Genomic DNA, 14,380 nt, shown 5'->3' on the forward strand with positions numbered 1-14,380 from the left:
TCCCGCCGTCCCCCCGGGCCCCCCCGGGCCGGGGGGGGGCCGCCCCCCCCCCCGGGGCCCGCCCCCACCGGGCTTTCCGGCCCGGCCGCTCCCGGTCTGTCCGCTCCAGGCCGGTCCCGGCCGGCCGGGCCGACCGACCGCCGGGCTGCCGGGCCGACCGACCGCCGGACCGCGATCTGCCCGGCCCGGGGCCGCGAGCGGATGACGATCCGTATGACATAACCCTGCATAGGGGATGTCTCGCCTGCCGTTACGGGCCCGGCCATTGACGCTCCCCTCGCCCCCGGCTTACTTTCACCTGGATCGGTTAGGAAACTTTCCTAACAACCTACGCCCGTCCGCCGGTCACCGGCGGGCCGCAGCCGAAGGGCAGGTGTGCCGCCGTGGCCGGACTGGTCCCCGGAACCCCGCGTGTGCTGCGGGCCATGAACGACCGCACGGCGCTCGGACTGCTGCTCGAACACGGCCCCCTCTCCCGGACCAGGATCGGCAAACTGACCGGCCTCTCCAAGCCGACCGCCTCCCAACTGCTGGTACGGCTCGAAGCCGCCGGGCTCGTGATCGCCACAGGCACGACGGAGGGCAGCCCGGGACCCGGCGCCCAGCTCTACGCGATCAACGCCGGGGCCGCCTACGCCGCCGGGCTCGACGTCTCCCCGCAGCGGATCCGGGCCGCCGTCGCCGACATCACCGGCACGATCGTCGGCGAGTACCAGCTGCCCACCCCCCGCCGCCGGGCGGCGGACGCGGTCGGCCAGGTCACCGAGGCCGTCGGCGGCGCGGCCGAGGCCGCCGGAGTGGCCCTGGACCGGATCCACCGGCTGGTCATCGGCACCCCCGGCGCCTTCGACCCCAACACCGGACGGCTGCGGTACGCCTCCCATCTGCCCGGCTGGCACTCCCCCACCCTGCTGGACGATCTCGCCGCCGCCCTGCCGATGCCCTTCGCCTACGAGAACGACGTCAATCTCGTCGCCGTGGCCGAACAGCGGCTCGGCGCGGCCCGCGGCCACGACGACTTCGTCCTGCTCTGGAACGAGGAGGGCCTGGGCGCCGCCGTGGTGATCGGCGGACGGCTGCACCGGGGCTTCACCGGCGGCGCGGGCGAGGTCGGCTTCCTCCCCGTACCCGGCACCCCGCTGGTCCGCCGGGTCGCCCGGGCCAACGGCGGCGGCTTCCAGGAACTGGCCGGGGCCCAGGTGCTACCCCGGCTCGCCCGTGAACTGGGCGTCGGGAACATCGGCGGCGGCCATTACACCGAGGTCGCCCCGGCACTGGTCGCCCGGGCGGCCGAGGCCGCCGACGGGCCCTGCCGCGCCCTGCTGGATTCGTACGCCACGGCGCTGGCGACCGGACTGGCCTCCGTCGTCGCGGTCCTCGACCCGGAGCTGGTGGTGCTCGCCGGGGAGGCGATCACCGCGGGCGGGGAGCCGCTGCTCGCCCGGGTCCAGGCGGAGCTGACCGAACTGGCCGCGCCCCGGCCCCGGCTGCTGCTCTCCGCCGTACGGGAACACCCGGTACTGCGCGGGGCGCTGGAGAGCGCCCTGGCGACCACCCGCGACGAGGTCTTCGACACCTCGGCCCGCTGAACCCCGACCCCGACCCCGACCACCTCCGTCCCCCTCGTCCCCCGGCCCTCACCCCCCTCATCCCTCGCACGGACATCCCCCATCCCTTGATCCGGCCGAACCGCCCCAAGGAGAAATCATGTCCATACGCACGGAGAGCCCCCGGCCCCGCGGCGCCGACCGCGCCCGGGTCCGTACCGCCGTCCGCGGCCGCCGGACCACCGGCGCCCTCGCCCTGACGGCGGCCGTCGCCCTGCTCGCGGGGGCCTGTACCGGATCGAACGAGACGGCCGCCGACGACGACCCCCGGGCCAAAACGACCCTCACCCTCTGGCACGGCTGGTCGGCGGAGGCCGAGGTCGCGGCGATCGAGGAGAACGTCCGCCGCTTCGAGGCCGCCCACCCCAACATCACGGTGAAGACCGTGAGGAACATGACCGACCCCAAGATCCAGCAGGCGCTGCGCGCGGGCGGCTCCAAGGCACCGGATGTGATCGCCTCCTTCACCACCGACAGCGTCGGGAAGTTCTGCGACACCGGCGCCCTGGTGAATCTCCAACCCTTCCTGGACAAGTCGAAGATCGACGCCACCAAGGTGTTCCACAAGCCGCTGCTGGAGTACACCCGGTTCGACGGCAATCAGTGCTCCCTGCCGCTGCTGCACGACGCCTACGGCCTCTACTACAACAAGGACGCGTTCCGGCAGGCCGGGATCACCGCGCCCCCGAAGACCTGGAGCGAGTTCGAGAAGGTGGCGCTGAAGCTCACCCGGCCGCGTGGCGACGGCTACCAGCAGCTCGGCTTCATGCCGAACTACCACGGCTACGAGACCACCACGTCCCACTACGCGTCCCAGTGGTCGCCCACCTACTTCGACACCGACGGCAAGTCGAAGGTCGCCGACGATCCGGCCTTCGCGGAGATGATGTCCTTCCAGAAGAACCTGGTCGACAAGCTCGGCGGCTTCACCAAACTGGAGAAGTTCCGCAACACCTTCGGCGACGAATGGGGCGCCGAACACCCCTTCCACACCGGCCAGGTCGCCATGCAGCTCGACGGCGAATGGCGGCTCGGCATGGCGAAGGACGCCGGGGTCGGCTTCGAGATCGGTACGGCTCCGCTGCCGGTCGCCGACGGACTCGCCGCCGACTACGGCATGGGCTATCTCTCCGGCACGATCATGGGCATCGCCGCCACCAGCAAGAAGCAGAACGCGGCCTGGGAGCTGGTGAAGTACATGACCACGGACACCGAAGCGGTGGTCGCCTTCGCCAACGGCATCCGCAATATCCCCTCCACCGTCGCGGCCCTGGATTCGCCCGGCCTGAGGTACGACCCGGCGTTCCGGACGTTCATCGACATCGCCCGGCACCCGAAGTCGTCCACCACCCCCGCCCAGGTCGACGGCGGCGCCTATCAGGTCACCCTCCAGGACCTCGGCTATCGGTACGAGGCCGGGAAGGTGAAGGATCTCCGGGCCGGTCTGAAGGCCGCCGCCCGGCAGATCGATATCGATATCGAGAAGCAGAAGTAGCGGGCGGAACCGTACCGGATGCGTACCCACACCCTGCGTTCGAAGCGCCGCCGCTCGGCGCTCCGTACCCTCGCGTTCCTGTCGCCCTGGCTGATCGGCTTCGGGGTCTTCTTCGCCTATCCGCTGATCGCCACCGTCTACTTCTCCTTCACGCAGTACGACGGCTTCCGGCCGCCCGTCTTCAACGGTCTGGAGAACTGGACCTATGTCTTCTCCCAGTACCGGCTCTTCGTCCCGGCGCTGGAGAACACCCTCTGGTTCGTCGTCGTCATGGTCGGCTGCCGGGTGGTGTTCGGCCTCGGTATCGGGCTGCTCGTGATCCGGATCAGAACCGGCGGCGGCGTCTTCCGTACCCTCTTCTACCTCCCCTATCTCGCCCCGCCGGTCGCCGCGTCCCTGGCCTTCGTCTTTCTGCTGAACCCCGGTACGGGGCCGGTGAACTCGTTCCTGGAGTCGGCCGGACTGCCCGCCCCCGGCTGGTTCACCGACGCCGACTGGTCGAGACCGGCGCTGACGGCGCTGGCGCTCTGGGGGATCGGCGATCTGATGGTGATCTTCACGGCCGCCCTGCTCGACGTGCCGAAGGAGCAGTACGAGGCGGCCGAACTGGACGGCGCCTCGGCCTTCCAGCGGTTCCGGTTCGTCACCCTGCCCAATATCGCCCCGATCGTGCTGTTCGCCGTCGTCACCGGGGTGATCCAGACCACGCAGTACTACACCCAGCCGCTGGTGGTGGGGAAGGTCGCGTCGGGGATCATCGGCGGCAGCGGCCAGCAGTTCGAGCCCGGCTACCCCGAGAAGTCCACCCTCACCCTGCCCCAACTCGTCTACGACCTGGGCTTCCAGCGCTTCGACTACGGCTCGGCCGCCGTCGTCGCCCTGGTGCTCTTCGCGCTCTCCATGCTCTTCACCGCGGTACTGATGCGGCGCCGCGGCGGTCTGATCCGGGTGGGTGACTGATGGCCGCGAACCAGGAACCGAACCGGAACCCGGCCCCGAACCCGGCCCCCGCCCCGGCCGCGACCCCCGTACGGCACCGCCCCGGCGCCCGGGGGCCCGCCGCCCGTGCCGCCCGGCGCCGGTCGGTACTGCGCTGGATCGCCGTGCACTCCCTCGCCGTGGCCGCCGCCCTCTTCTTCGTCCTCCCCTTCGTCTTCGTCGTACTGACATCCCTGATGTCCGATCAGCAGGCGCTCACCCGGGACCTGATCCCCCGGACCTGGGAGTGGGGCAACTATGCCGAGGTCTTCAACACTCCCGGCTTTCTCACCTGGTGGCGGAACACCCTGCTCTACGCCGGTCTGGGCACCGTACTCACCGTGGTGTCCTCGATCCCGGTGGCCTACGCCCTGGCCAAGTTCCGGTTCCGGGGCCAGCGGCTCGCGATGATGCTGGTCATCGCGATGATGATGCTGCCGCCGCAGGTCGTCGTCGTACCGATGTACCTCTTCTGGGCGAAGGAGCTGGACCTCGCGGGCAGCCTCTGGCCGCTGATCGTGCCGATGGCCTTCGCCGACGCCTTCTCCGTCTTCCTGCTCCGCCAGTTCCTGCTCACCGTCCCCGACGAGTACCTGGACGCCGCCCGGGTGGACGGCTGCGGAGAACTGCGCACCCTGATCCGGATCGTGCTGCCGATGGCGAAGCCCGGGATCGCGGCCGTGGCACTGTTCCAGTTCTTCTACGCCTGGAACGACTACTTCGGCCCGCAGATCTACGCCTCCGAGGAACCCGGCGCCTGGACGCTCAGCTACGGCCTCGAATCGTTCAAGGGCGCGCACCATACCGATTGGAATCTGACCATGGCCGCGACCGTTCTGGTCATGGCCCCCGTAATCCTCGTCTTCTTCTTCGCCCAAAAGGCGTTCGTCGAAGGTGTGACACTGACCGGAGTGAAGGGCTAGGAACCGAATGAAACTGGCAGTCGTGGGTGGAGGATCCACCTATACACCGGAGCTGATCGACGGGTTCGCCCGGCTGCGCGACACGCTCCCGATCACGGAGCTGGTCCTGGTCGACCCCGCTCCCGAACGGCTGGAGCTGGTCGGCGGGCTCGCCCGGCGGATCTTCGCCAAGCAGGGGCACGCCGGCACGATCGTGACCACGTCCGATCTCGACGCCGGGGTGGAGGGCGCCGACGCCGTCCTGCTCCAACTGCGGGTCGGCGGACAGGAGGCCAGGCTCCAGGACGAGACCTGGCCGCTGGAGTGCGGCTGTATCGGACAGGAGACCACCGGCGCGGGCGGACTCGCCAAGGCGCTGCGGACCGTCCCCGTCGTCCTCGACATCGCCGAACGGGTCCGGCGGGCCAACCCGGACGCCTGGATCATCGACTTCACCAACCCGGTGGGCATCGTGACCCGGGCCCTGCTGACCGCCGGGCACAAGGCCGTCGGGCTCTGCAATGTCGCCATCGGGTTCCAGCGGAAGTTCGCCCGGCTGCTGGACGTGACACCGTCCGAGGTCCATCTGGACCATATCGGGCTCAACCATCTGACCTGGGAGACCGGCGTCAGGATCGGCGGGCCCGACGGACCCGACCGGCTGCCGGAGCTGCTCGCCGGGCACGGTGACGCCATCGCCGCCGATCTGCGGATGCCGAGGGCCGTCCAGGACCGGCTCGGCGTGGTGCCCTCGTACTATCTGCGCTACTTCTACCAGCACGACGAGGTCGTGGAGGAGCTGCGGACCAAGCCGTCCCGGGCCGCCGAGGTCGCCGAGATGGAGCGGCAGCTGCTGAAGATGTACGGGGACCCCGAGCTGGACACCAAGCCGGAGCTGCTGGCCAAGCGGGGCGGGGCGTTCTACTCGGAGGCGGCGGTCGATCTGGCGGCGGCGCTGCTGGGCGGGGCGGGCAGCCCGTACCAGGTGGTCAATACCTTCAACAACGGGACGCTGCCGTTCCTGCCGGACGACGCGGTGATCGAGGTCCAGGCCGCCGTGGGCGCCAAGGGCGCGGCCCCGCTGCCGGTCCCGAAGGTCGACCCGGTGTTCGCGGGACTGATCGCCAATGTCACCGCCTATGAGGACCTGGCGCTGGACGCGGCGCTGCGCGGCGGCCGGGAGCGGGTCTTCCGGGCGCTGCTGGCCCATCCGCTGATCGGCCAGTTCACCCCGGCGGAGCGGTTGACCGACCGGCTGATCGCGCACAACCGGGAGCACCTGGCGTGGGCGTGACCGCAGCGGTCCTCGCGATCGACGCGGGCAACAGCAAGACCGATGTCGCGTTGGTGGGGCCGGACGGATCGGTCCTCGGCTCGGCACGGGAGAAAGTGGGCTTCCAGCCCCCGAAGGTCGGGGTCGCCGCGGCGGTGGAGGCCCTCGCCGGGCCCGTCGCGGCGGCCCTGGAGGCGGCCCGGATCGCGGGCCGCCCGGTGGACGAGGTGGCCGAGGTCTCGGCCTGTCTCGCCAACGCCGATCTGCCGGTGGAGGAGGCGGAGCTGACGGCCGCCCTGCACGCCCGGGGCTGGGGCCGTACCACGGTGGTACGGAACGACACCTTCGCCCTGCTGCGGGCCGGGGTCGACGAGCCCAGGGGTGTCGCGGTGGTCTGCGGCGCGGGTATCAACTGCGTCGGGATGCTGCCCGACGGGCGGACCGCCCGCTTCCCGGCGATCGGGAAGATCTCCGGCGACTGGGGCGGCGGAATGGGGCTCGCGGAGGAGTCCCTGTGGGCCGGCGCGCGCGCCGAGGACGGACGGGGCGAGCCGTCGGCGCTGGCCCGGACGCTGCCCGGGCACTTCGGGCTGGGATCGATGGCCGAGCTGATCGAGGCGCTGCACCGGCGGACCCTGCCCTACGCCCGGGTGCACGAGTTGACCCCGGTGCTCTTCGCCACCAGCGCCGGGGGCGACCCGGTGGCGGCGGCGCTCGTCCACCGGCTGGCCGAGGAGGTGGTGGCGATGGCCTCGGTCACCCTGGACCGGCTCGGCCTGCTGGCCGACGAGGTGCCGGTGGTGCTGGGCGGCAGCGTGCTGGCGGCCCGCCACCCCGAACTGGACGCCCGGATCACCGCCCTGCTGGCGGCGAGGGCACCGAAGGCGGTGCCCCGGTGGCTGACCGCGCCGCCGGTCCTGGGGGCGGCCCTGCTCGGTCTGGACCGGGTGGGCGCTCCGCCGGAGGCCCGGGCCAGGGTCCGGGAGCATTACGGGATGTAGCCGGTACCCGTACGTCATGACACCGCACGCCTCCGCCGGGCCCGCCGACACGGGCCGGGCGGGGGCGTTCGGCTTCCCGGACGGCTTCCGGGCCCCGGGCCGGGGTCGGTGTCGGGGACGGATTCGGGCTCGTGGGTGGCGAGCCTTCGCCAGGTTGTCCACAGGGGCGGCCCCGGCTGGAACCGCGGGCGGCGCGGGAGCGTATACAGGGGGAACGAGATCCGCGGGAGGAGAGGGCGTACGGCCGTGCGTGGGGCGCGTGCCGTGCGAGGCGACGGCCGACGGACCCGGGTGACCCCCGGGGATCGGTCCGGGGCGGGAACGCGGGGCGGTTGACGGCATCCGGCGCTGGACGGCCGGGTGGGGGCGTACGGCGGGGCGGGGTTCATCACCCCGTGGCCGGCGTTCCGGTGCAAGATCCAGTCAAGCCTGCTGTGCGTGACGGTCTTCGACGCCATACTTCTCGCCAAGGGGTCCGCCCGGCCCGGCCCGTGGTGAGGCCGGGCCGCCGTCGATGACCGAGGGGGAGGTCAGATGACATACCCGCCGAAGGTGCGCGCAGCGCACCCGTCGGCTCCCGTGTCCGCGCCCGGATCCCCCGGGCCCGGTTCCTTCGGCGGCCCGGGTGCCGCGCCGGAGCCGGGGCCCGGACCTGGATCCGGACCGGGAAGCGTCGGGGAGGCGGTGGCGCGGCTGCGCGCGGCGGCGGCGACCGAACCGGGCCGGCTGCGGATCATCGGAGCGGTGCTGGCGGCCCTGGTGCTCGCGTTCGGCGCGGTGACGGCCGCCGAGGTGTCCGAGCGGGCGGCGGCAGCGGACGACGTGGTGGGCCGCAGCCAGCCGCTGAGCGCCGACGCGGCGCTGGTCTACCGCTCCCTCGCGGCCGCCGACACGGCTGCGTCCAGCGGGTTCCTGGCGGGTGCCGTGACGGAGCCGCGCGCGGTCCGCGAGCAGTACGAGAAGGACATCCGGCGCGCCTCCCAGCTGCTGGTGAAGGCCGCGACGCATACGGTGGCCGACAGCGAGTCTGGCCGCCAGATCCGGACGCTCAACGAGCAGTTGCCGGTCTATTCGGGGTTCATAGAGACCGCCCGGGCCTACAACCGGCAGGGCAAGCCGCTGGGCGGCGCGTATCTGCGGTTCGCCAACGAGCGGATGACGAAGGTGCTGCTGCCCGCCGCGCAGCGGCTGTACGACGCGGAGACCGCGCGGCTGGACCGGGACGACGAGGACGCCACGGCCTGGCCGGTGCTCGCCCTGCTGGCCGGAGTGGTCGCGATCGGCGTGCTGGCCTGGGCCCAGCGGCGCAACTTCCTGCGGACGAACCGGGTCTTCAACCACGGGCTGCTGGCGGCCACGGCGGCGTCGGTGGCGCTGCTGCTCTGGCTGACCGCCGCGCACGCGGTGGCCGCGGCGCGGCTGGGTGAGGCGCGGACCGGTGGCGAGCAGTCGCTGCGGGCGCTCAACGAGGCCCGGATCAGCTCCCTGAAGGCCCGGGCCAACGAGAATCTCGTCCTGGTCGCCCGGGGCGCGGTGCTCACGGACGACGGGAAGCGCGACAGGTACGAGACGGAGTACGACGAGAACATGGGGGTTCTCGTCAACGCCCTGGGCCGGGCCCAGCGGCTGGCGCGGGGCGACGAGCGGGGTCTGGCGCCGCTGCGGAAGGCGGCCACGAGCGTCGCCGAATGGCAGAAGGTGCATCGATCGGTCAGTGCCGCCGACCGGGACGGGAGATACGAGGAAGCGCGGAGACTGGTGATCGGCGGCGAGGGTTCGACGGGCCGGGAGTTCGACCGGGTCGACGTTGAGCTGGACCGGGCGCTGGCGCATGAGCAGCGGCAGTTCACCGAGGCCGCCGAGAACGGCCGGAGCGCCCTCGGGTCGCTGCCCCTGGGGGCGGTGGTACTCGGGGTGCTGGGCGCGCTGGGCGCGGTGCTCGGGATCAATCGCAGGCTGTCGGAGTACCGGTGAGAGGGGGCGTGATGTCGGACGGACAGGCCGCGCGGGGCGGGGGCGGCGGGGAGGCGTCCGCGCGGCGGTGGTTCGTCCGGCGGGGCTGGGGCGGGGTCGCCTCGATGGCCGCCGCCTGCGCCCTGGCCGCCGCGACACTGATTCCGCTCTCCCGGGACGCCGGGTCGGCGATCGCGGGCCCGGAGCGGGGCGCCGGGGTGAGCCGGGCGGCCCCGGCCACCGCGGACGACTGCGAGTCCCCCGAGGCGTCGCTGGCCGCGTCCGCGGACAGCGGGCCGACGATCGAGGCCGTCAAGAAGCGCGGCCATCTTGTCGTCGGGGTGGATCAGAACAGCTACCGCTGGGGCTATCGCGATCCGGTGACCGGCGCGCTGAAGGGCTTCGACATCGATCTCGCGCGGGCGATCGCGGGAAATCTCCTCGGCGACCGGAACGCCGTGGTCTTCCGGGCCGTCCCCACCAACCAGCGGATACCGGCACTGGACAACGGCACGGTGGACATCGTGGTCCGGACGATGACCATCAACTGCGAGCGGAGCCGGCAGGTGGCGTTCTCCACCGCCTACTTCCAGGCCGGGCAGCAGATCCTGGCGCCGCAGCAGTCCGCCGTCACCGGCTGGAACAACACGCTCAGAGGCAAGCGGGTCTGTTCGGCGGAGGGCTCCACGGCCTATGACGAGCTGCGGAAGAACACCTTCGGCGCGGTCTTCCAGGACCGGAACGACGGGACTCCGGCCGACGAGGACATTCTGACCGTACCCAATCAACTGGACTGTCTGGTCCGGCTCCAGCAGGGGCTGGTCGACGCGGTCCTCACCGATGACGCGCTCGCCGCGGGCCAGGCGGCCCAGGACCCCGCGATCGAGCTGAAGGGCAAGGGGCCCTTCACCACCGAGTACTACGGCGTGGCGACCAAGCTCGGCAACAACGATCTGGTGCGGCGGATCAATCTGGTGCTGGAGGAGTACCGGCGCGGAGAGTGGCAGCGCTCGTACGACTACTGGCTCAAGGCCGATCTGCCCGAGAAGTCCGTTCCGCCCGCCCTGTACCGCAGCGGCTGACCGACGAAAGAGGTGATCGATGGGCGTCGCCGGATCATTCTCCGGGACCGGAGGCGGTCCGCCCGGGCCGGTGATGGACCGGGACGAGGTCGACCGTGCGCTGGCCCGGCTGGGCGCGGAGCACGAGGCGGTCGAGTCCTCCTTGCTCGCCCTCCAGGACCACGCGGGCCGCAGACTCCTCGAAGGGGCCGAGCTGACCGGGGTCACCCGGGACCGGTGGGCCGCCGCCGAGCGGTCGATCGCCCTGCTGTGGGGGTACTTCGAGGCGTACTCGGCGGCGCTGACCGAGATCCGGGAGATCAGGGCGCGGCGGCGGTGGGCCAGCCGGGAGGACCTGACGGAGCTGACGGAGCGGCTGCGCGGCCGGGGGGTGACGGTTCCGGGTCCGGCGGCGGGTGCCCCGGACGCGCTGGTCCCGGGCGCCCCGGCGAAGCTCGCGGAGCGGTTCTCCCTCGAAGGTCTGGTCGAGCGGATGAACGAGCTGTACGCGGCCTCCCTGGACATGGTGGTGACGGCGGACGCGGTCTGGTCGGCGCTGCCCGCCCGGATCGACCTCCTCTCCGCCGAACTGCGGCGCACCCGCTCCCTGGCGCACTCGGCGGGCGTACGGCCCGGTGAGCATCCGGCGGGCGACGACCTGGAGGCGATCACCCGCGAGCTGACCCTGCTGCGGGCACAGGTGATCTCCGATCCGCTGGCGTTCTGGCGGCCCGGGGCGCGCAGTTCGGCACCGGGCGGCGGCCGCCCCGACACCGACCGGTACGACCGGGCGGCCCGGGCCCTGGAGGACATCCGGCGGGAGATCGAGGCGGTGCTCGGGGTCCGCCAGGACTCGGAGGAGCGGCTGGTCCGGCTGCGGGACGTGCTGTCGCGGGCCGACCGGACCCTGAGTGAGGCGCGCGCCGCCCGCGGCGAGGTGCTGGCGAAGATCGCCGCCACGGAGGTGCCCGCGGTCAGCGGCCCGCCGACGGCGCTCCAGGAGCGTCTGGTGACGGCCGCCGAGTACCGCAGGCACTCCCTGTGGCACCGGCTTTCGCCGCTGCTGGAGTCGTTGGAGCGGGAGGCGGAGGAGGAGTTGATCCGGGCCCGGGAGTCGCTGACGGCGGTGACGGCTCCGCTGGCGGTCCGGGCCGAGCTGCGGGGGCGGCTGGACGCGTACAAGGCGAAGACGGCCCGGCACGGGCTGGCCGAGGACCCGCTGCTGGTCGAGCGGTACGACACGGCCCGCAGGATGCTGTGGAGCGCGCCGTGCGATCTGCGGGTGGCCGAGCAGGCGGTGTCGAGGTATCAGCGGGCGGCGGCGGAGGCGCTGGCGCAAACGGAGCCCGGAGGGACCGGCTCCGGCGACCGCGAGGGGGGCGTGTGAGCGGTAACGGCGGCGGGGGCGGCGGGCCGGGGAGCTGTGGGCGCCCCGACTGCGACGGGACGTACGAGGACGTCGGCGGCGGTGAGTTCTACTGCGACACCTGCGGTCTCGCGCCGGTGGCGGGTCGCGGCGTCTCGGGCCGGTCGGCGGCTTCCGCCCGGGGTGCGGGGAGTCCGTCGCGGTCGGCGGCGACGGGGCGGTCGGCGCGCTCCGCCCGGTCGGCCAGGTCCTCGCGGTCGGCCGGGTCGTCGGCGTCCCGGCGTTCGGTCTCGGGCCGGCTCTCCCGCTCCCTCTCCGGTACGGGTACCCCGACCACGCCGTCCCGTTCGGTGTCGGTCCGCTCCAGCGGCTCCACCAGCCGGGGCTCCGCCCGCAACCGGCTGGGCGCGGGGCTGGTGTCGGTACCCGAGGTGCCGCGGCCCGATCCCCGGTCGGCGGTGATGACCGATCCGGAGGTGCCCGAGCGCAAGCGGTTCTGCTCCCGCTCCGACTGCGGTGCGCCGGTGGGCCGGTCCCGGGGTGAGCTGACGGGGCGTACAGAAGGCTTCTGCACCTCCTGCGGCCATCCGTACTCCTTCGTCCCCAAGCTGCGGCCGGGCGATATCGTGCGCGGCCAGTACGAGGTCGTGGGGTGTCTGGCGCACGGCGGCCTGGGGTGGGTCTATCTCGCCGTCGACCGCGCGGTCTCCGACCGCTGGGTGGTGCTCAAGGGCCTGCTGGACACCGGCGACCAGGACGCCATGGAGGCGGCGATCTCCGAACGGCGCTTCCTCGCCGAGATCGAGCACGCCAACATCGTCCGGATCTACAACTTCGTCGAGCATCTCGACCAGCGCGCCGGCTCCCTCGACGGCTATATCGTCATGGAGTACGTCGGCGGCAAGTCGCTGAAGGAGATCGCCAACGACCGGCGGGACAACGGCGGGCGGCGCGATCCGCTCCCGGTCGAGCAGGCGTGCGCGTACGGGATCGAGGCGCTGGAGGCCCTCGGCCATCTGCACAGCCGCAATCTGCTCTACTGCGACTTCAAGGTCGACAACGCCATCCAGCAGGCCGACCAGCTGAAGCTGATCGACATGGGCGCGGTCCGCCGGATGGACGACGACGAGTCGGCGATCTACGGCACCGTCGGCTACCAGGCGCCGGAGGTCCCCGAGCTGGGGCCGTCCGTCGCCTCCGACCTCTATACGGTGGCCCGGACCCTGGCCGTCCTCACCATCGACTTCACCGGGTACACCAATGTGTACGCCGACTCCCTGCCCGACCCGGAGAAGGTCGAGGTCTTCCGGACCTACGAGTCGTTCTACCGGCTGCTGGTACGGGCGACGGACCCGGATCCGGCCCGGCGGTTCTCCTCGGCCGAGGAGATGGCCGAGCAGCTCACCGGAGTGCTGCGGGAGGTCGTGTCGATCCAGACGGGCCGGGCGCGCCCGGCGCTCTCCACCCTGTTCGGGCCGGAGGTGAAGGTCACCGACAGTCTGCTGTTCGCGGAACTCACCGACGACGTCTCCCTGCTGGGGGCCCGTCCGGCGGCCGGGGACCGGCTGCGGTCGGGGACCGGGGGCCGGGCCGCCGCCCGGGGCACCGGCGCCCGGCTGGTGATCCCGGCCCAGTCCTCCGGCGGCCCCGCTCCGCTGGGCTCCGGCTCCGTCGGCGCGGCCGGTGCCCCCGTAACGGCGGCCGTCTCCGAAGCGGCCCGTGCCATCGGCACGGGCGGCCCGACCGGCCCCGCCGTCGGGCGGCTCGCACCCCATCTGCGTCCGCCGGACCTTCCGGCCGTGGCGCTGGCCCTCCCGGTCCCCCGGGTCGACCAGGACGATCCGAACGCCGGTTTCCTCGCCGGGCTGCTGACCGCCGCGCCCACCGAGCTGATCGCCGCGCTCGCGACCGCGCCGACGCCGTCGGCCGAGACCCGGCTGCGGGAGGTCCGGGCCCGGCTGGAGATGGCCGATCCGGCGGCCGCGCTCACCGTCCTGGCGGAGCTGGAGCGCCGGTCCGGCGACGACTGGCGGGTGATCTGGTACCGGGGACTGGCGTCCCTGGTGGTCGGCGACAAGGAGGGGGCGGCGCTCGCCTTCGACGCGGTGTACGACGCCTTCCCGGGCGAGCCCGCGCCCAAGCTGGCCCTCGGGATCTGCGCGGAGGTCCTGGGCCAGCTGGACAACGCCGCCGAGTACTTCCGGCTGGTGTGGACGACCGATCCCGGCTATGTGAGCGCCGCGTTCGGCCTGGCCCGGGTCCAACTCGCCACCGGCGACCGGGCCGGGGCCGTCAGAACGCTGGAGTCGGTACCGGAGGCGTCGATCCACTACACGGCGGCCCGGGTCGCGGCCGTACGGTCCCGGCTGCGCCGGCGCTCCCCGCAGGAGGAGCTGTTGGCCGAGCTGACGGCCGCCGCGCACCAGGTGCAGGCCCTGGAGGAGGCCGGGCTCGACACGGTCCGCCGGGAATCGCTCGCCACCGAAGTACTCGGTACGGCCCTGGACTGGGTACTCTCCGGTAGTCCCGGAGCACCGCCGCCCGGGCCCGGCGCGGCGGCATCGCCCCAGCGGGGCGGCGCGTCCCGTGGTGCGCTGCTCGGCAGCCCGCTCGACGAGCGGGGCCTCCGCTTCGGGCTGGAACGCTCCTACCGGGTACTCGCCCGGCTCGCCCGGCGCGGCGAGGAGCGCATGGACCTGGTGGAGCGTGCCAACCGCTTCCGCCCCCGGACGTGGGTGTGATCG

The 14,380-nt window shown here is 72.7% G+C and carries 10 protein-coding genes; all 10 read left to right on the forward strand.

Going from position 1 to position 14,380, the window contains the following annotated elements:
• Positions 1-425 precede the first annotated feature (425 nt).
• The 10 genes from ABZ714_RS04330 (at position 426) to ABZ714_RS04375 (ending at position 14,377) form a co-directional block, all read left to right on the forward strand.
• Positions 426-1,589, forward strand: coding sequence for an ROK family transcriptional regulator (locus ABZ714_RS04330; protein ID WP_358823603.1), 1,164 nt, complete (start codon positions 426-428; stop codon positions 1,587-1,589).
• Between the two features lie 118 nt (positions 1,590-1,707).
• Positions 1,708-3,102, forward strand: coding sequence for an ABC transporter substrate-binding protein (locus ABZ714_RS04335; protein WP_358823604.1), 1,395 nt, complete (start codon positions 1,708-1,710; stop codon positions 3,100-3,102).
• An 18-nt stretch (positions 3,103-3,120) separates the two neighbouring features.
• Positions 3,121-4,062, forward strand: coding sequence for a sugar ABC transporter permease (locus ABZ714_RS04340; protein WP_358823605.1), 942 nt, complete (start codon positions 3,121-3,123; stop codon positions 4,060-4,062).
• Positions 4,062-5,003 carry a carbohydrate ABC transporter permease gene (locus ABZ714_RS04345; protein WP_358823606.1) on the forward strand — a complete coding sequence of 314 codons (942 nt, stop codon included), beginning with the start codon at positions 4,062-4,064 and terminating at the stop codon, positions 5,001-5,003. The genes ABZ714_RS04340 and ABZ714_RS04345 overlap by 1 nt, the downstream gene beginning before the upstream one ends.
• A gap of 7 nt (positions 5,004-5,010) precedes the next feature.
• The gene (locus ABZ714_RS04350; RefSeq protein WP_358823607.1) at positions 5,011-6,276 is read left to right on the forward strand and encodes a 6-phospho-beta-glucosidase; all 1,266 of its coding nucleotides are present in this window, start codon (positions 5,011-5,013) and stop codon (positions 6,274-6,276) included.
• Positions 6,267-7,256, forward strand: coding sequence for a BadF/BadG/BcrA/BcrD ATPase family protein (locus ABZ714_RS04355; protein ID WP_358823608.1), 990 nt, complete (start codon positions 6,267-6,269; stop codon positions 7,254-7,256). Before ABZ714_RS04350 ends, ABZ714_RS04355 begins: the two co-directional genes overlap by 10 nt.
• A 534-nt stretch (positions 7,257-7,790) precedes the next feature.
• Complete coding sequence (locus ABZ714_RS04360; protein ID WP_358823609.1) at positions 7,791-9,230, forward strand: hypothetical protein; 1,440 nt, start codon at positions 7,791-7,793, stop codon at positions 9,228-9,230.
• Between the two features lie 104 nt (positions 9,231-9,334).
• On the forward strand, positions 9,335-10,291 hold the full coding sequence (locus ABZ714_RS04365) for a glutamate ABC transporter substrate-binding protein (RefSeq protein WP_358823641.1): 957 nt from the start codon (positions 9,335-9,337) through the stop codon (positions 10,289-10,291).
• A gap of 19 nt (positions 10,292-10,310) precedes the next feature.
• Positions 10,311-11,657, forward strand: a complete 1,347-nt coding sequence (locus ABZ714_RS04370; protein WP_358823610.1) for a hypothetical protein — start codon at positions 10,311-10,313, stop codon at positions 11,655-11,657.
• The gene (locus tag ABZ714_RS04375) at positions 11,654-14,377 is read left to right on the forward strand and encodes a tetratricopeptide repeat protein (RefSeq protein ID WP_358823611.1); all 2,724 of its coding nucleotides are present in this window, start codon (positions 11,654-11,656) and stop codon (positions 14,375-14,377) included. Before ABZ714_RS04370 ends, ABZ714_RS04375 begins: the two co-directional genes overlap by 4 nt.
• Positions 14,378-14,380: the final 3 nt, after the last annotated feature.

It is taken from the genome of Streptomyces sp. NPDC006798 (assembly GCF_040635975.1).
GTDB lineage: Bacteria > Actinomycetota > Actinomycetes > Streptomycetales > Streptomycetaceae > Streptomyces.